Below are 16,703 nucleotides of genomic sequence, written 5' to 3'. Positions count from 1 at the left end.
GTTACTAGCCCTGCTTCCGGATGCAAGGGTAGGAAGGCCGACATATCTCTGAAACATGGCAAGAGCTTTACGTCATCTGCATGTCATGACATATTGGCTTTCGGCCCACCTCCTCAAGGAACGTGTCGGAGGGTTTGCATGGCAATGCGGAAGTTCGCTGTGGTCATAGCCGCGGCCGGCCTCGGGCTCGCCGCCTGCGGCCAGTCCTCGGGTGGCGGCAGCGGCGACACCATAGAGTTGACGATCGCCCAGAACGCCATCGCCGGCGGCAAGAACGCGGCGGCGGCGAAGTTCGTGGCCGACTGGGTGATCCCCAAGTTCGAGGCCGCCCAGAAGGCCAAGGGGAAGGACGTCAAGGTCAAGTTCGTCCCCAGCGGCGTCGACGACGAGCAGTACAAGACCAAGCTCTCCCTCGACCTCAAGTCGGGCAAGGGCGCGGACGTGATCGACATCGACGGCATCTGGGCCGGCGAGTTCGCCCAGGCCGGCTACATCAAGCCGCTGGCCGACGTAGTGGGCCCCGAGGCCGAGAGCTGGGACGGCTGGGCGCAGATCCCCGAGTCGGTGCAGGGGCTGGCCACGTACGAGGGCAAGAAGTACGCCCTCCCGGTCGGCACCGACGGCCGCGTCCTCTACTTCAACAAGACGCTGTTCCAGAAGGCGGGCCTGCCCGCCGACTGGCAGCCGAAGAGCTGGCAGGAGATCCTCGACGCCGGCACCAAGCTCAAGTCCTCCGGCGTGCCGGTGCCGATCCAGATCAACGCCGGCACCGCGATGGGCGAGGCCACCTCGATGCAGGGCGTGCTGCCGCTGCTCGCCGGCGCGGGCGGCCAGGTCGAGCAGGACGGCAAGTGGACCGGCGCCGCGCAGCCGCTCAAGGACGCGCTCGGCCTCTACCAGAAGATCTACGGCGGCGGCCTCGGCGACCCCAAGCTCCAGCAGGAGGCCAAGGGCCGCGACAAGTCGTTCCAGCAGTTCGCCGAGGGCAAGGTCGGCATCCTCATGGAGGGCGACTACTTCTGGCGCGGGGTGGTCAACCCCGCCACCGGCGTCGCTCCCATGAAGGACCGCGACCAGAACGTCGGCTACGCGCTGATCCCCGCCATCGAGCCCGGCAAGGGCATCCGCGGCCAGGACTTCGTCAGCATGTCCGGCGGCGCGCTGCGCACGGTCAACCCCAACAGCAAGCACCCGAAGGAAGCCTTCGAGCTGCTGGCCTTCACGCTCTCCCCTGAGGCGCTGAAGGAGGAGACCAAGGACGGCAACGTGCGCATCACCCCGCGCACCGACGTCAACAAGGAGATCCTGGCCGGGCAGCCGCTGCTGACGTTCATCTCGGAGAAGGTGCTGCCGCTGACGGCCTACCGGCCGCCGGTCGCGGTCTACCCGCAGGTGTCGGTGGCGCTCCAGGAGGCCACCGCGGCGGTCGTCGGCGGCACCGCGCCCGACCAGGCGGCGGCCGACTACCAGAAGAAGCTCGAAGGAATCGTCGGTGGCGCAGGCAATATCGCCTCCTGAGGTCATCGAGGGCGACCCGTCAGGCCGCCGCGGCGGATACAGCTCCGACGCGGCGGGCCTCGGCAGGCTCCGCGCGGGGGCCTTCGTGGCCCCCGCACTCCTGCTGATCGCGGCGTTCCTCGTCTTCCCCGCGCTCTGGGTGCTCTACCTGGGGCTGACCAACTACCGCCTGACCGGCGCCGCCGCGGCCGAGCCGCAGTTCGTGGGGCTGGACAACTTCCTGGACGCGGTCGCCAACCCGACGTTCTGGAACTCCACCTGGCTCACCGTGCAGTTCGTGCTCGGCTCGGCCGTCATCGGCCAGGTCGTGCTCGGCTTCACCATCGCCTGGGCGCTGCGCGACCGGCGCGGGCCGCTCAAGCGGCTGGTCGAGGGCCTGGTCATCCTGGCCTGGATCCTGCCCAGCGCCGTGGTGTCGTTCCTGTGGGTGGCGCTGCTCGACCGCGACGGCGGCACGCTCAACGCGCTGCTCGGCATCCCCGGATTCGCCTGGCTGCTCGACCACCCGATGTTGTCGATCATCATCTTCAACACCTGGCGCGGCACGGCGTTCTCGATGATGTTGTACGGCGCCGCCCTCGGCAACGTCCCGCCCTCGCACCTGGAGAGCGCCCGGCTGGCCGGGGCCTCCGGCTGGCAGCAGCTCCGCGACGTGGTCTTCCCGCACATCCGCGGCCACATCCTGACGAACCTGCTGCTGATCAGCCTGTGGACGTTCAACGACTTCAGCCCGTTCCTGCTCACGGCGGGCGGACCCGACGGCCGGTCCGAGGTGCTGGCCGTGCACGTCTACAAGGTCGCGCTGCAGAGCGGCGAGCTGGGCTACGGGGCCGCGGTCTCCACGATCATCCTGCTCATCAACCTGGTCGTGGCGGTGTTCTACCTGCGGCTGCTGAGGAGCAAGAAATGACGCCCCGCTTCGTCCTCGGCCGGATCGGCTTCTACACGCTGATCGCGGTGCTGCTGGCGTTCTTCACGATCCCGCTGCTGTGGCTGGTGACCGCGCCGTTCACCTCCGACCCCACCTACGAGGTGCGGATGCCGGACTTCACCTGGGAGAACTTCCAGGCGGTCCTGGAGCATCCGTACGCGCTGCCGTCGCTGTGGAACTCGCTGGTGCTGTCGGTGGGGACGGCGCTGCTGGTCGTGGTGATGGCGGCGCTGGCGGCGTACGCGCTGAGCCGGGTGCGGCTGCCGGGGCGCGACGCGCTGCTGTACGCGCTGCTGCTGCTGTCGTCGATCATCACCGGGACCGCGGCCATGGTGCCGCTGTTCCAGCTCGCCGTGGAGCTCAACCTCATCGACTCGCAGCTCGGGCTGATCCTCATCCTGACCGGCGGGCTGCTGCCGGCGGCGATCTTCATGCTCAAGGACTTCATGGACTCCACACCGAAGTCGTACGAGGAGTCCGCCCGGGTCTTCGGGGCCTCGCCGCTGCAGATCGTGCGGCACGTGGTCGTCCCCCTCGTACGGCCGGGGCTGGCGACCATCGCCGTGTGGTCGATCGCCAACGTGTGGGGGAACTTCCTCATGCCGTACCTGCTGCTGAGCGACGTGGAGAAGCAGCCGGCGGCGGTGATCACGTACACGCTGTACACCGAGGGCGGGCAGGCCAACCTGCGCATGCTGTCCACGTTCGGGCTGCTCTACTCGGTCCCCGTGGTGCTCATGTACCTGTTCGTCAGCAAGAAATACGGCTTCCGCTTCCACGGAGGGATCAAGCGCTAATGGCCGCCATCGAACTACGCGGGCTGACCAAGGTCTACCCGGGCGGAGTGAAAGCGCTCGACGCGCTCGACCTGGTCATCCCTGACGGCGAGTTCTTCGCGCTGCTCGGGCCCTCCGGATGCGGCAAGACCACGCTGCTGCGCACGATCGCCGGGCTGGAGGCCGCCTCCGGCGGATCCGTCCTGATCGGCGAGCGCGACGTCACCGGCACCCAGCCGGGCGGGCGCGACGTGGCCATGGTCTTCCAGGACTACGCGCTGTTCCCGCACATGGACGTCACCGACAACATCGCCTACCCGCTGCGGATCAAGAAGGTCGACAAGGCCACGCGCCGCGACAAGGCCGCCGAGGTCGGGGCGCGGCTCGGGCTGGAGCACCTGATGGACCGGCGGCCCGGCCAGCTCTCCGGCGGCCAGCAGCAGCGCGTCGCGCTGGCCCGGGTCATGGCCACCCAGGCGCAGGCGTTCCTGTTCGACGAGCCGCTGTCCAACCTGGACGCCCGGCTGCGGCTGGAGGCGCGTACGTTCCTGAAGAAGCTGCAGCGCGAGCTCGGCGTCACCACCGTCTTCGTCACCCACGACCAGGCCGAGGCGCTCGCCATGGCCGACCGGATGGCCGTCATGGAAGCGGGGCACATCCGGCAGATCGGCACGCCGGCCGAGGTGTTCCGGCGGCCGGCCAACACGTTCGTGGCCGGCTTCATCGGCTCCACTCCGATGAACCTGCTCGACGGGCTGGTCCGAGGTGACACGCTGGAGGTGGCAGGCTGCAAGGTGGCCGTCCCCGCCCTGGCGGAGGGCCGGCTGAGCGACGGAGAGAAGATCGTGTACGGCGTCCGCCCCGAGTACATGACCTACTCGGACGAGCCCGCGGAGGGCGGAATGGGCGGGAAGGTGGCCATCGTGGAGAACCTCGGCGCCTCCCACCTGGTGACGCTCGACGTCAACGACGTGATCGTGCAGGCCGTCGTGCCCGAGGGCAGCGAGCCCGCCGTCGGCGACGACGGCTACGCCGTGCCCCGGCGCGACCGCGCGCTGGTCTACCGGGACGGGGAGCTGGTGTCATGAGGGGCCACTGGAGTCTGGACGACCGGCTGGAGCGGATCCTGCGCGAGGTGCCCTTCGAGGTCCCGCCCGGCACCGCGGCCGTCACCGTCCGGCTGTCGTACGACCGCGCGCAGGGCGTGCTCGACCTGGGCTGCGGCGCGCCCGGCGGCTTCCGGGGCTGGTCGGGCGGCGCGCGTGACACGTACACGATCACCCCGTCCTGGGCCACCCCCGGCTACCTGCCCGGCGAGCCCGAGCCGGGCACCTGGCACGTGTGGCTGCGGCTGCACCGCATCCCGCCGCAGGGCCTCGACTTCACCCTGGAGATCGAGACCTCCGGCACGGTCCCGCCCGAGCCGGCCGCCGAGGAGCCGCCGCACGGCGAGCGCCCGCCGCGGCGCGACATCCCCGCCGTCGACGGCCTGCGCTGGCACGCCGGCGACTTCCACGCCCACACCGTGCACAGCGACGGCGCGCTCAGCATCGCCGAGCTGGCCGAGCTGGCTCACGGGCGCGGGCTCGACTTCCTGGCCGTCACCGACCACAACACCGTGAGCCACCACCCCTGGCTGGCCAAGGCCGGCCGAGGCATCACGCTCATCCCCGGCCAGGAGGTCACCACCGACCGCGGCCACGCCAACGTCTTCGGCGACGTCGGCTGGGTGGACTTCCGCGAGCCCGCCGACTCCTGGGCCGAGCACGCCGAACGGGCCGGCGGCATCATGTCGGTCAACCACCCGCTGGGCGGCGACTGCGCCTGGCTGCTGCCGCTCGACCGGCGCACCCGGCACGCCGAGGTGTGGCACTCGGGCTGGTGGGACCGCCGCTGGGGCGCCCCGATCGCCTGGGCGCAGTCCTGGCGCGACGACGTGATCGCGATCGGCGGCAGCGACTTCCACCGCCCAGGCTCCGACGGGCTGCCCGGCGAGCCCACGACCTGGGTGCTGGCCGAGGACCCCGCCACGGTGCTCGACGGGGTGCGCGCCGGGCGCGTGGCGATCTCCGCGGGTCCTGACGGGCCGCTGCTGCTGCGGCTGGGCGACGAACTGCTGGCGCTGGACGCCGACGGGCTGGTCCTGGTCCGGCCCTCCGGCGAGCGTCAGGTGATCCGCGGTGACCGGGTGCTGGTGCGCGGCATGGACGGGCCGCACCGGCTGGAGACGTACGAGAACGAGGTGATGGGGCTGTGTCACTAGTCAAGGTCGCGAACGCGCCGGTGAGCTTCGGGGTGTTCGAGCTGAGCGACGCGCCGCCGCCGCTCGGGCCGGACACCATGGTCCAGGCGCTGGCCGAGGCCGGGTACGAAGGCATCGACTCGGGCCCGATCGGCTACCTGGGCACCGGCTCCGAGCTGGCCGACCGGCTCGCCGGCAACGGGATGCTGCTCGCGGGCGGCTGGGTCGACCTGCGCTACGGCGACGCCGAGGCGTACGCGCGGCAACTGCCCGCGCTGGAGGCCGCGCTGGACGTCTTCGCCGCCGCGCCCCCCGCGCCCGACGGCTTCGCGCCCCGGCCCACGCTGGCCTGCTCGGGCTCGGCGGAGCGGTTCGCGCGGCCCGGCGGGAGCGTTCCAGGGCTCGCGGCGGGGGAGTGGCCGGCCTACGCCGCCCGCGTACAGGAGGCCACCGACCGCTGCCGCGAGCGCGGCCTCGAACCCGTCTTCCACCACCACCTCGGCACCTACGTCGAGACGCCCGACGACGTCGAGCGGCTGCTGGAGCTGACCGACGTCCAGCTCTGCCTGGACACCGGCCACCTGCTGCTGGCCGGCGGCGACCCCGTGACCGCGCTGCGCGCCTGGGCCGGCCGGGTCGGCCACGTGCACATCAAGGACGGCGATACCAAGATCCTGGACGCCGCCCTCGCCGACGGCGTCGACCTGCGCGAGCTCATGGGCCGCGGCGGCTTCGCGCCGCTCGGCGAGGGCGAGCTCGACCTGCCCGGCGTCGTGCGCACGCTGGCCGAGATCGGCTACTCGGGCTGGGTCGTCATCGAGCAGGACACCCTGCCGGGCCGGCGCACCGTCGAGCAGAACATCGCCGACCAGGCCGCCAACCGCCGCAAGCTGAAGGAACTGGGACTGTGAGAATCGCGCTCATCGGATGCGGCGCCGTCACGCAGGCGGTGTACGTGCCGCTGCTGTCCAGGCGCCGCGACCTGTTCGAGGTGACCGCCGTCTGCGACCTGTCGCGCACGCTGGCCGACGCCGTCGGCGACCGGCTCGGCGCCCCCGGCCGCTACACCGCGCTGGAGGACATGCTCGACGCCGGCGGCTTCGAGGCCGTGCTCGTGCTCGCCTCGGGCTCCCACGGCGAGACCGTGCGCCGCGCGCTCGCCGCCGGCTACGCCGTGCTGTGCGAGAAGCCGCTCGCGCTCACCCGCGCCGAGGTGGCCGCGCTGCCCGAGGGGCGGCTCATGGTCGGCTACATGAAGCAGTACGACCCCGCCGTGCGCCGGGCCGAGGAACTGCTGGCCGAGCTGGGCGGCCCCGCGGCGATCCGCGCCGTCGAGGTGACCGTGCTGCATCCGAGCGGGGAGTCGCAGCTCGCCTTCGCCAACCTCACCCAGGCCCGCGACGTGGACGCCGAGCTCCTCGACTCCCTGCGGGCCGCCGAGCGCGAGCTGACGATCCGCGCGGTGGGCGAGTCCGAGCCGGTGCGCAGCCTGTACGGCATCTCTCTCGGCTCGATCTGCCACGACCTGTCGCTGCTGCGCAGGTTCACCGGCTCGCCGGCCGAGATCTCGCACGTCGAGACCTGGGGGCCCGCGCCCGGCTCGGTGGAGATCTCCGGCGCGCTGCCCGTACAGGGGCGTTTCTCGATCCGCTGGCACTACCTGGAGGACTACCCCGCCTATCGGGAGACGGTGGCCATCCACCACGACACCGGCACGCTGGAGCTGGTCTTCCCCGCGCCCTACCTGATGAACGCCCCCACCACGCTCACCGTCGTGTCGGGAGCCGAGAGCCGCAACGAGTACCGCGACGTCACCGAGGCGTTCGAGGTGCAGCTCGCCGCCTTCCACGCCTTCGTCAGCGACGGCAAACCGCCGCTCACCGACGCCGGCGGCGCGCTGGAGGACATCGTCACCGCGCAGCGCATCGCCGCGCGTTACGCCGAGCAGCATGGTCTGCCGATCGGAGGAGAGGCCGCGTGAGCGCGGAGATCGTGCCTACGGAGATCGTCGTCGTCCCGCACACCCACTGGGACCGCGAGTGGTACGAGCCGTTCCAGCGTTTCCGGCTGCGCCTGGTGGCGCTGCTGGACGAGGTGCTCGACACGATGGAGCGCGAGCCCGGCTACCACTTCACCCTCGACGGCCAGCTCGCCTGCGTGGACGACTACCTGGAGGTGCGGCCGGAGAACCGCGACAGGATCGCCGCCCTCGTCGAGTCGGGACGGCTGGCGATCGGGCCGTGGCAGATCCTGCTGGACGAGTTCCTGTGCTCGGGCGAGAACATCGTCCGCAACCTCGAACTCGGCATGGACCGGGCCGACAAGCTGGGCGGCGCGATGCCGGTCGGCTACCTGCCCGACATGTTCGGGCACACCGCCCAGATGCCGCAGATCCTGCGCAAGGCCGGGCTGCTGCACGCGTGCGTCTACCGGGGCGTGCCGTCCGCCGTCACCACCGACGCCTTCGCCTGGGTCGCCCCCGACGGCACCGCCATCCGCACCCAGTACCTCCCGGCCGGCGGCTACGGCAACGGCGCCCACCTGTTCCACGACCCCGACGGGCTGGCCGAGCGGGCGGCGACGTTCGTCACCACCATGCGCTGCTGGCACGGGCCCGAGGGGTCGCTGCTGGCGATGTACGGCACCGACCACTCCGCGCCGGTGCGCGGCCTGCCCGAGATGGTGGCCGCGATCGGGGCCCGCATGGACACCCTGTCCGGCTACGTCGGGGCGTACTCGGGCGACGTGACGGGCCTGCCCGCCGTGCCCGGGGAGCTCCGCTCCCACGCCCGCGCCAACATCCTGCCCGGCGTCATCTCCATCCGCCCCCACATCAAGCAGGCCATGGGCCGCGCCGAGCGCATGGTCGAGCGCTACGCCGAGCCGTTCGCCGCGCTCTGGGGCGGCGAGTGGCCCGGCCGCTTCCTCGACATGGCCTGGTGGCGGCTCGTGGACGCCAGCGGCCACGACTCGGTGACCGGCTGCGGCGTGGACGAGACCGCCCAGCAGGTGGCCGCCCGCATCGCCGAGGCCGAACACCTCGGCCAGGCCGTACGCGACATGGTGACCGCCCGCCTCGCCGCCACCGTGCCGGCGGAGGGCATCCTCGTGGTCAACCCCACCCCCGCCGCCCGCACCGGCGTCGTCCTCCTGGACGTCGCGGGCCTCGACCCCCTGGTGGACCCCGCCGGCGCGGTCGTCCCGGTCCAGCCCCTGGAGTACGCCCCCACGCTGCTGTTCGACGAGGAGATGGACCCCGCCACGGCCCTCACCTTCGTCCACGGCACCGAGCTGTACGGCCAGCACATCACCGGCTGGTCCGTCGAGGACGGCGTGCTCACCTTCACCGTGGCCCGCACCACCACGCTCGCCTTCGACGTCGCCGACCTGCGCGACGCCCTCGACGGCGTCACCCGCGTCCGCATCGTCGCCGAGACCCGCCGCACGGTCGCCGCCCAGGTCCAGGTCCCGCCGCTCGGCCACACCAGCGTGCGCACCGTGCCGCACGCCCAACTGTTCACCGCGCCCGCTCCCACGGAGGACGACGAGACCGCCACCCACGACCCGGCGTGCTGGCTCGCCTCCGACGTCAGCCCCCTCCCGGCGCGCGCCGACGAGGACTTCCTCGACAACGGGCTGGTCCGCGTCACCTTCGCCGCCGACGGCACGCTCACGCTCGTCGGCGCGGACGGCACCACCATCACGGGCGCGGGCCGCATCGTGGACGGCGGCGACGTCGGCGACACCTACAACTACGCGCCGCCCGCCCACGACCTGCTCGTCTCCGAGCCGGTCGCGGTCGAGACCGAGCTCATCCACTCGGGGCCGCTGGTGGCGGTGGTGGAGGTGCGCAGGACGTACGAGTGGCCGGCCGCCGGCGACGGCCTCGCCGAGACCCCCGAGCTCCCGGCCAGGTCGCGGACCACCCGCACGGAGCGGACCGTCGTCACCACCCGGGTCGAGCTCCGCTCCGGCGAGCCCTTCGTCCGGCTCCGGCTCGACTTCGACAACCGCTGCGACGACCACCGCGTCCGCTTCCACGTGCCCCTGCCCGAGCCGGCCACGGAGTCCCACGCCGAAGGCCAGTTCGCGGTCGTCACCCGCGGCCTGACCGCCGAGCCCGGCTGCGGCGAGACCCCGCTGCCCACCTTCCCCGCCTCCTCCTGGGTGGCCGCGGGCGGCGCCGCCGTGCTGCTGGAGCACGTCACCGAGTACGAGCTGACCGGCGACGGCGAGCTCGCCCTGACCCTGCTCCGCTCGGCCGGCTACCTCTCACGCAACCGCAACGCCCTCCGCCCCGAGCCGGCCGGCCCCCAGCTCCCGACCCCGGCCGCGCAGTCGCGCGGGCTGCGCTCGCTCAACCTCGCCCTGATGCCGTGCGCGTCCTGGCGGCAGGCGCCGCCCGCCGCCGAGATCTTCCGCCACGACCTGGTGACCGTCGCGGGCGCCGGCGAGCCGTCACTGCCGCTGCCTGCGGCGGCGTACGGGCTGTCGGTGACGGGCGAGGGCGTGACCATGACGTCGCTGCGGATGCGCGACGACTGGCACGAGCTGCGCGTCGTCGCCCTCACCCCGGACGCCACCGAGGCGGTCGTCGCGGGCGGCCTCACCGAGGCCCGCCACGCCGACCTCCGCGGCCGCCCCGGAGACGCACTGCCGGTGACCGACGGCACGCTCCGCCTCCCCCTGAAGCCCTGGGAGATCGCCACCATCCAGTTCCGCAAACTCTGAGTAATGAATCGAACGCGAGTAGTAATGTCTGCGACATGGTCACGTCGCAACACGAGGGTCTGACCAAGGTCGCGACCTTCGAACCGGATCACACCCGACATATGCTGCTCGCACTGTTCGACCTGCCCATTCCGAAGTCGGGCGAGGGCCGCCTCGCCTCGCCCGACCTCTCGGAGGCCGACCCGGCGGTGTGCCGCGCCGACGGCGCCCTGCTCTACGGAGACGGGGAGGACAAGTTCGGCATCATCGTCGAGACGCAGCGCGCCCCCGACAAGGAGAAGCCCTACGCCTGGCTGGAGTACATCGCGAACTTCCGTTCTCGCGAGAAATGCCCGGTGTGCTTAATCGTCATCTGCCCTGACCATACGGTGGCTCGATGGGCCCTGCGGGTCATCGAAACCGGGCATCCGGGGCTCGAACTGACCCCGCTGGTCATTCACCCCGACAACACGCCCCTCATCACCGATGTGGAACAGGCCAAGGAGAACATCGGTCTGGCGATCATGTCCACCATCATCCAGAGCAAGAATCCCCGGTTCCTGGCCGTCCAGGATGCGGTGATGAAAGCACTCCACCACCTCGATTCGAAAGTCGCCGGGCGCTACGCTCGCTATATCCAAGTGTCACTGACTGGTGACGCACAGAAAGAGTGGGACAGAAAGATGAAGGCGATGACTTATCCGTATATGGGCGAGTACGCCGAAAGCCTGCTCTCAGAGGGAGAACGCAAAGGAAGGGCTGAGGGCGAGGCCAACGCCATCTTCCTGATTCTCCAGGGGCGAGGGCTCGCGGTGTCGGACGAGGTGCGGGAGCGGGTCCTCGCCTGTCACGACAAGGAGACCCTTGACGCCTGGGTGCTGAGGGCGCTCACCGCCGACACGGCGGAGGCTCTCTTTGACTGACGCCGGCATCACCATGGGCGCGGATGGCGCGCAGGTCATCGCCGAGAACGCCGGCCGCAGTCCGCGGATGTGCTGGCTCGACGCCATGCGAAAGCAGACATATCCCTACCAGAGGCTCTTCGTCTCGGAGATGCGTGAAGAGGCCGAGGCCGTCGTCGAGCAGCTGGAAGACCGTGGGCTGCCGGTGCCCGACGACGTCCGGGCCCGGATCCTGGACTGCATCGACCCGGTCATCCTCGAGCTGTGGCTCAAGAGGGTCAACGCCGTAGGGGCGGCGGAGGATCTTCTCGTGGACCAGCGTCTGTTCCTGGAACTGGTGGAGGCCGAGTGGTTGAAGAAGAAACGCCTTAATGCCGAGTTCCTAGCCGAAGAGGCCGAGTTGGCGGGCGGCGCGGAGGGCGAGCCAGACCTCGGCGAAGGCGCCGCTTGACGAGAGGTCGCGGCCGGTGAGCGCGGCGAAGCGGCGCAGCCGGTAGGACAGCGTGTTGGGGTGGATGTGCAGGGCCGCGGCGGCGTCGTCCGTGTGCCGGTTGTGCTCCATCCACACCCGTACGGTCGCCAGCAGCCGCGAGTCGTGGGCGGCGTCGTAGCCGACCACCTCGCCGAGCACGTGGTCCACCAGGGCGCGCAGGGTCGCCGGGTCTTCGGGGAGCCAGCGGCCCGTGGTGTCCTCGCCGTAGTGGACCAGGGGTTTGCCGGATTCGGCGGCGTGCGAGGCGGCCCAGACGGCCTCGCGGTGCGGCAGGCGCAGTGACGCGCCGGCCGGGAACGGGCGGCTCGCCCCGGCGCGGGCGTCCGGGACGGTGGCGACGGCGGGGCCGGCCGCGGGCGGCCCCAGCACATAGTGGTCCTCGCCCCGGCGCAGCATCAGATGGGGCAACTCGTCCAGGGCGCGGCGCAGCGCGTCGTCGGGCGCGTCGCGGACGACCAGCAGGACCAGGTCGGCGTCGAGGCCGAGGCGGGTCAGGCGGCGGCGGGCGGCCGGCGGGTCCAGCACGTCCTGGAGCAGCTCGGCCAGCGTCTCGGCGCCCTCGCGGCGGAGCGTCTCGCGTTCGTGGCGGGCCATCGCCACCTGCAGCGCCGCCACCGTGGCGATGTGCTGGACGACGGCGAGCCCGGCCGGGCGGGCGCCCTCGCGCTCGAAGGCGACGAGGAAACCGGCGGTGCCGCCCGGGGCGGAGACCGGCAGGGCGAAGCCGCCGGGGATGGTGGGCGGCGCGTCCGGCTCGGCGGGCAGGACGTCCAGGCTGGGCGGCACCGGCACCCCCTTGAGCAGCGGCCGGCCCTGCGGCGTGCACAGGTGGACGTCGTAGCCGGACAGCCGTTCGAGCCGTTTGAAGAGGGTCGCGGTGTCGAGGTCCTCGGCGGCGAGCCAGCGCAGCGCGCCGAAGACCTGGAGCTGCGCGCCCAGGCGGTGGTTCGCGTCCTCCTGCAGCGCCGCCGCCACCTCCTGCGAGATCGCGATGAACGGCACCGCCAGCGGCACCTCCAGCACCGGGATGCCCCGCTCCTCGGCCGCCTCGAAGAAGGCCGGGTGCAGCGGCGGCACGTGGAGCCCGGCGGACAGGGCGAGGGCGGAGACGCCGGCGTCGTCGAGGCGGCGCAGGTAGGCGCGCTGCCGGGCGGCCGAGCGGGGCAGGCCCAGTCCGGTCGTCAGGATGACCTCGGCGCCGAGCAGCCAGGGCGTCGGGTCGTCGAGCTCGCTGACGTGCGCCCAGGACACCGACCGGGACAGCCCCGCCTCGCCGGCCAGCAGCCGGAGCTGCAGGGCGGGCGAGCGGAGGAGGTCCTCGACGGTGATCTTGTGGTCCGGACGTTCCGGGACCGGGCGTTTGTGTTCCGGCACAACACACACCGTAATACTTCGTGGCCACTACAATTGCCGCAGGTCAGAGGCATGACGAACACTGTCGGCATGACTATCGGCCCCGTCGACTCCTCCCGGGTCCCGCGATTCGCCGGGCCCGCCACCTTCGCCCGCCTGCCCCGCCTCGACCAGGTGGAGCGGGCCGACGTCGCGGTCGTGGGCGTGCCGTTCGACAGCGGCGTGTCCTACCGGCCGGGGGCCAGGTTCGGTCCCGCCGCCGTCCGGGAGGCGTCCCGGCTGTTGCGGCCGTACCACCCGGGGCTCGACGTGTCGCCGTTCGAGCAGGTGCAGGTGGCCGACGCCGGTGACATCGCGGCGAACCCGTTCGACATCGGCGCGGCCATCGAGGCGATCGAGGAGGCGGCGGGCTCGATCGACGCCCGGCTCGTCACCATCGGCGGCGACCACACCATCGCGCTGCCGCTGCTGCGGGCCGCCGCGAGGAAGCACGGCCCGCTCGCGGTGCTGCACTTCGACGCGCACCTCGACACCTGGGACACCTACTTCGGGGCGGAGTACACGCACGGCACGCCGTTCCGGCGGGCGGTGGAGGAGGGGCTGGTCGACACCGAGGCGCTGAGCCACGTCGGCACCCGCGGCCCCCTGTACGGCAAGAAGGACCTCGAGGACGACCGGCGGCTCGGGTTCGGCATCCTGACCGCCGCCGACGTGCTGCGGCGCGGCCTGGACGAGGTGATCGACGTGCTGCGGCAGCGCATCGGCGGGCGCCCGCTGTACGTCTCGGTCGACATCGACGTGCTCGACCCCGCCCACGCCCCCGGCACCGGCACCCCGGAGGCCGGCGGGCTCACCAGCCGCGAGCTGCTGGAGATCCTGCGCGGACTCGCCGGTTGCGACCTGATCGGGGCCGACGTCGTCGAGGTGGCCCCGGCCTACGACCACGCGGAGATCACTTCGGTCGCCGCCTCCCACGTGGCCTACGACCTCGTCAGCTTGCTGGCGTTGCGGCAGGAGAAGCAGAGATGAGCAACACCCTCACCGAGATCGAGACCTACGGGGTCGAGCGCATCCCGGACGCCGACCGGACGGCGCGCCCGCTCGACCTGTTCCGGGTGGCCTTCGGCGGCGCGAACACGTTCGCGACCTGCGTGCTCGGGGCCTTCCCCATCCTGTTCGGCCTGTCGTTCTGGCAGGGGCTGGCCGCGACCGTGCTCGGGCTGGTGGTGGGGTCGATGATCCTGGCGCCGCTGTCGCTGTTCGGGCCGCTCAACGGCACCAACAACGCCGTGTCGTCCTCGGCCCACCTGGGCGTGCACGGGCGGGTCGTGGGCTCGTTCCTGTCGCTGCTGACCGCGATCGCGTTCTTCTCGATCTCGGTGTGGTCGTCGGGGGACGCGCTCGTGGGCGGCGCGCACCGGCTGGTCGGGCTGCCGGACGTGGACGCGTCGTACGCGGTCGCGTACGGCATCTTCGCCGCCCTCGTGCTGGTCGTCTGCGTGTACGGCTTCCGCTTCATGCTGTTCGTCAACAAGATCGCGGTGGCGGCGGCGTCGCTGCTGTTCGTGCTGGGGATCTTCGCCTTCGCCGGCGACTTCGACCCGTCCTACCCGGGCACGCTCGCGGCCGGTGACCCGCTGTTCTGGCCGTCGTTCATCGGCGCGGCGCTCATCGTGCTGTCGAACCCGGTCTCCTTCGGCGCCTTCCTCGGCGACTGGTCGCGGTACATCCCGGCGGACACGCCGCGCAAGAAGGTGATGACGGCGGCGTTCATGTCGCAGATCGCCACTATCCTGCCGTTCTTCTTCGGCCTGTCCACCGCCTCGATCATCGCGTCCAAGGCGGCGCAGTACGTGGACCCGGCCGCCCCCAACTACGTCGGCGGCCTGCTGGCGATCTCGCCCGCCTGGTACTTCGTCCCGGTCTGCCTGATCGCGCTCATCGGCGGCATGTCCACGGGCAGCACCTCCCTCTACGGCACCGGCCTGGACTTCTCCAGCGTGTTCCCGCGGTTCAGCCGCGTGCAGGCCACGGTCTTCATCGGTACGCTGTCGATCGTGTTCATCTTCGTCGGCCGCTTCGCCGCGAACCTGACGCAGAGCATCTCGACGTTCGCCACGCTCATCATCACCTGCACCGCCCCGTGGATGGTGATCATGATGCTCGGCTACGTCACGCGGCGCGGCTGGTACGACGCCGACGCCCTGCAGGTCTTCAACCGCCGTCAGCGCGGCGGCCGCTACTGGTTCACCCACGGCTGGAACTGGCGGGGCATGTCCGCCTGGCTGGCCTCGGCGGCGCTGGCGCTGTCGTTCGTCAACCTGCCGGGGCAGTTCGTCGGCCCGCTCGGCGAGCTGGCCGGCGGCGTGGACATCTCGCTGCCCGTCGGCCTGGCCGTCGCCGCGCTGCTCTACCTGGCGCTGCTGACCGTCTTCCCCGAGCCGCGCGAGGTCTACGGGCCGCGGGGCCCGCGTCTGGTCCGGTCCGCCGACACCCCGGTGCCGCCGATCATCGACGCGCGGCCGACGGCGACGGAGCCGGTTGCCCCATGACGGAACTCGTCGACCTTTCGGTGCCGGTCGAGACCGGGATGCCCGTCTATCCGGGCGACCCCGAGGTCTCGATCGGCCCGGCGCTCACCATGGCCCGCGACGGCGTCAACGTCCTGTCCGTCCACATGGGCTCCCAGTCGGGCACCCACGTGGACGCGCCGTACCACTTCGGCGACGGGCTCCCCACGCTGGACGACCTGCCGCTCGACCGGTTCGCCGGCCCGGCGACGGTGGTGGACGCCCGGGGCCTCGCGCCCCGGTCGGGCATCGGCGCGGCGGCCTTCCGCGAGGTGCGCGCGGGCACGATCGTGCTGGTCGCCACCGGCTGGTCGGCGCACTGGGGGAGCGCCGCCTACCTGGAGCACCCCTACCTGTCGGAGGAGGCGGCGGAGCTGCTGGTGGAGCGGGGCGTCCGTACGGTCGGGATCGACGCGCTGAGCGTGGACCCCACGCCGGCCGCCGACTTCGCCGCCCACCGGGTGCTGTGCGGCGCGCACGCGGTCATCGCCGAGAACCTGACCGGCCTCGACAGGCTGCTCCAGGCCCAGGAGAGCGGCCGGCCGATCGAGGTGTCACTGTTCCCGATCAGGCTGGCCGGCGCGGACGGCGCTCCCGTCCGCGCGGTGGCCCGCCTGGGTCAGCGCGTGCCCCAGGAGTAGGACTGCTTGCGCAGCTTCAGGTACACGAACGACTCCGTCGCCCGCACGGCGGGGATGGCGCGGATCTTGCTGAGGATCTCCAGCAGGTGACCGTCGCCCTCGCACACCACCTCGACGATGACGTCGAACGAGCCCGCGGTGAGCACGACGTAGTCGATCTCCTCGATCGCGGCCAGCTCGTCGGCGACCGAGTCCAGGTCGCCCTCACAGTTGACCCCGATCATCGCCTGCCGGGGGAAGCCCAGGGTGAGGGGGTCGGTCACCGCGACGATCTGCATGACGCCGGCCTCCTGTAACCGCTGCACGCGCTGGCGCACGGCGGCCTCGGAGAGCCCGACTGCCTTGCCGATCGCCGCGTACGGCATCCGCCCGTCCGCCTGGAGCTGCTCGATGATCTGCTTGGACAGCTCGTCGAGCACGACGGGACCCTGGGCCGGATTGCTGCGGCGGACGCGGGGCGGCGACGTCATCGAAGGGAATCCTCCTAGCGGTCCGGCGTTACGGGGGCGTTCCCGCTTGATTGCCGTCCTGGTGCGACATGTTGTCAGTTCCTGGCGGTCTGTCAAG

15 protein-coding genes are annotated in these 16,703 nt (G+C 71.7%); 13 read left to right on the top strand and 2 right to left on the bottom strand.

Features of this window, described 5'->3' with window-relative positions:
• Positions 1 to 144 precede the first annotated feature (144 nt).
• The 10 genes from AC27IY_RS15770 to AC27IY_RS15725 are packed head-to-tail and all read left to right on the top strand — an operon-like array spanning position 145 to position 11,530.
• Positions 145 to 1,518 (top strand): extracellular solute-binding protein, encoded by a 1,374-nt coding sequence (locus AC27IY_RS15770; protein ID WP_423444391.1) that lies wholly within the window; start codon positions 145 to 147, stop codon positions 1,516 to 1,518.
• Positions 1,493 to 2,428, top strand: a complete 936-nt coding sequence (locus AC27IY_RS15765) for a carbohydrate ABC transporter permease (protein WP_371252641.1) — start codon at positions 1,493 to 1,495, stop codon at positions 2,426 to 2,428. Before AC27IY_RS15770 ends, AC27IY_RS15765 begins: the two co-directional genes overlap by 26 nt.
• Positions 2,425 to 3,246, top strand: a complete 822-nt coding sequence (locus tag AC27IY_RS15760) for a carbohydrate ABC transporter permease (protein WP_091093518.1) — start codon at positions 2,425 to 2,427, stop codon at positions 3,244 to 3,246. The genes AC27IY_RS15765 and AC27IY_RS15760 overlap by 4 nt, the downstream gene beginning before the upstream one ends.
• Positions 3,246 to 4,313, top strand: coding sequence for an ABC transporter ATP-binding protein (locus AC27IY_RS15755; protein WP_344219963.1), 1,068 nt, complete (start codon positions 3,246 to 3,248; stop codon positions 4,311 to 4,313). The genes AC27IY_RS15760 and AC27IY_RS15755 overlap by 1 nt, the downstream gene beginning before the upstream one ends.
• Positions 4,310 to 5,488: a CehA/McbA family metallohydrolase gene (locus AC27IY_RS15750; RefSeq protein ID WP_487178382.1), complete on the top strand. Its 1,179-nt coding sequence runs from the start codon at positions 4,310 to 4,312 to the stop codon at positions 5,486 to 5,488. The genes AC27IY_RS15755 and AC27IY_RS15750 overlap by 4 nt, the downstream gene beginning before the upstream one ends.
• Complete coding sequence (locus tag AC27IY_RS15745) at positions 5,479 to 6,378, top strand: TIM barrel protein (protein ID WP_423478541.1); 900 nt, start codon at positions 5,479 to 5,481, stop codon at positions 6,376 to 6,378. The genes AC27IY_RS15750 and AC27IY_RS15745 overlap by 10 nt, the downstream gene beginning before the upstream one ends.
• Positions 6,375 to 7,448 (top strand): Gfo/Idh/MocA family protein, encoded by a 1,074-nt coding sequence (locus AC27IY_RS15740; RefSeq protein ID WP_487178381.1) that lies wholly within the window; start codon positions 6,375 to 6,377, stop codon positions 7,446 to 7,448. Before AC27IY_RS15745 ends, AC27IY_RS15740 begins: the two co-directional genes overlap by 4 nt.
• Positions 7,445 to 10,198 carry a glycoside hydrolase family 38 N-terminal domain-containing protein gene (locus AC27IY_RS15735; RefSeq protein WP_487178380.1) on the top strand — a complete coding sequence of 918 codons (2,754 nt, stop codon included), beginning with the start codon at positions 7,445 to 7,447 and terminating at the stop codon, positions 10,196 to 10,198. Before AC27IY_RS15740 ends, AC27IY_RS15735 begins: the two co-directional genes overlap by 4 nt.
• 35 nt (positions 10,199 to 10,233) lie before the next feature.
• Positions 10,234 to 11,100 carry an RpnC/YadD family protein gene (locus AC27IY_RS15730; protein WP_423478544.1) on the top strand — a complete coding sequence of 289 codons (867 nt, stop codon included), beginning with the start codon at positions 10,234 to 10,236 and terminating at the stop codon, positions 11,098 to 11,100.
• Positions 11,093 to 11,530, top strand: a complete 438-nt coding sequence (locus AC27IY_RS15725; RefSeq protein ID WP_487178379.1) for a hypothetical protein — start codon at positions 11,093 to 11,095, stop codon at positions 11,528 to 11,530. The genes AC27IY_RS15730 and AC27IY_RS15725 overlap by 8 nt, the downstream gene beginning before the upstream one ends.
• Here the strand turns inward: AC27IY_RS15725 and AC27IY_RS15720 are convergent.
• A complete protein-coding gene (locus AC27IY_RS15720; protein ID WP_487178378.1) occupies positions 11,462 to 12,946 on the bottom strand; it encodes a PucR family transcriptional regulator in 1,485 nt (494 codons plus the stop codon). The genes AC27IY_RS15725 and AC27IY_RS15720 overlap by 69 nt on opposite strands.
• Positions 12,947 to 13,015: 69 nt before the next feature.
• Here AC27IY_RS15720 and speB point away from each other — a divergent pair, with 69 nt between their 5' ends.
• The 3 genes from speB to AC27IY_RS15705 are packed head-to-tail and all read left to right on the top strand — an operon-like array spanning position 13,016 to position 16,136.
• The gene (gene speB / locus AC27IY_RS15715) at positions 13,016 to 13,954 is read left to right on the top strand and encodes an agmatinase (RefSeq protein WP_487178377.1); all 939 of its coding nucleotides are present in this window, start codon (positions 13,016 to 13,018) and stop codon (positions 13,952 to 13,954) included.
• Complete coding sequence (locus tag AC27IY_RS15710) at positions 13,951 to 15,477, top strand: purine-cytosine permease family protein (protein ID WP_487178376.1); 1,527 nt, start codon at positions 13,951 to 13,953, stop codon at positions 15,475 to 15,477. The genes speB and AC27IY_RS15710 overlap by 4 nt, the downstream gene beginning before the upstream one ends.
• On the top strand, positions 15,474 to 16,136 hold the full coding sequence (locus AC27IY_RS15705) for a cyclase family protein (protein WP_487178375.1): 663 nt from the start codon (positions 15,474 to 15,476) through the stop codon (positions 16,134 to 16,136). Before AC27IY_RS15710 ends, AC27IY_RS15705 begins: the two co-directional genes overlap by 4 nt.
• Here the strand turns inward: AC27IY_RS15705 and AC27IY_RS15700 are convergent.
• On the bottom strand, positions 16,115 to 16,606 hold the full coding sequence (locus AC27IY_RS15700) for an Lrp/AsnC family transcriptional regulator (RefSeq protein ID WP_344219984.1): 492 nt from the start codon (positions 16,604 to 16,606) through the stop codon (positions 16,115 to 16,117). The two genes, AC27IY_RS15705 and AC27IY_RS15700, sit on opposite strands and share 22 nt — an antisense overlap.
• Positions 16,607 to 16,703 lie beyond the last annotated feature (97 nt).

This window comes from Nonomuraea sp. B208 (assembly GCF_057536035.1).
The sequence above is the reverse complement of the archived record's forward strand: the minus strand, read 5'-3'. Positions and strand labels throughout refer to the sequence as shown.

Bases quoted from the DNA above. Each gene is read 5' to 3' on its own strand.
- AC27IY_RS15700 (WP_344219984.1), bottom strand. From the start codon at position 16,606: ATGACGTCGCCGCCCCGCGTCCGCCGCAGCAATCCGGCCCAGGGTCCC.
- AC27IY_RS15760 (WP_091093518.1), top strand. From the start codon at position 2,425: ATGACGCCCCGCTTCGTCCTCGGCCGGATCGGCTTCTACACGCTGATC.
- speB (WP_487178377.1), top strand. From the start codon at position 13,016: ATGACTATCGGCCCCGTCGACTCCTCCCGGGTCCCGCGATTCGCCGGG.
- AC27IY_RS15750 (WP_487178382.1), top strand. From the start codon at position 4,310: ATGAGGGGCCACTGGAGTCTGGACGACCGGCTGGAGCGGATCCTGCGC.
- AC27IY_RS15730 (WP_423478544.1), top strand. From the start codon at position 10,234: ATGGTCACGTCGCAACACGAGGGTCTGACCAAGGTCGCGACCTTCGAA.
- AC27IY_RS15770 (WP_423444391.1), top strand. From the start codon at position 145: ATGCGGAAGTTCGCTGTGGTCATAGCCGCGGCCGGCCTCGGGCTCGCC.
- AC27IY_RS15705 (WP_487178375.1), top strand. From the start codon at position 15,474: ATGACGGAACTCGTCGACCTTTCGGTGCCGGTCGAGACCGGGATGCCC.
- AC27IY_RS15755 (WP_344219963.1), top strand. From the start codon at position 3,246: ATGGCCGCCATCGAACTACGCGGGCTGACCAAGGTCTACCCGGGCGGA.
- AC27IY_RS15710 (WP_487178376.1), top strand. From the start codon at position 13,951: ATGAGCAACACCCTCACCGAGATCGAGACCTACGGGGTCGAGCGCATC.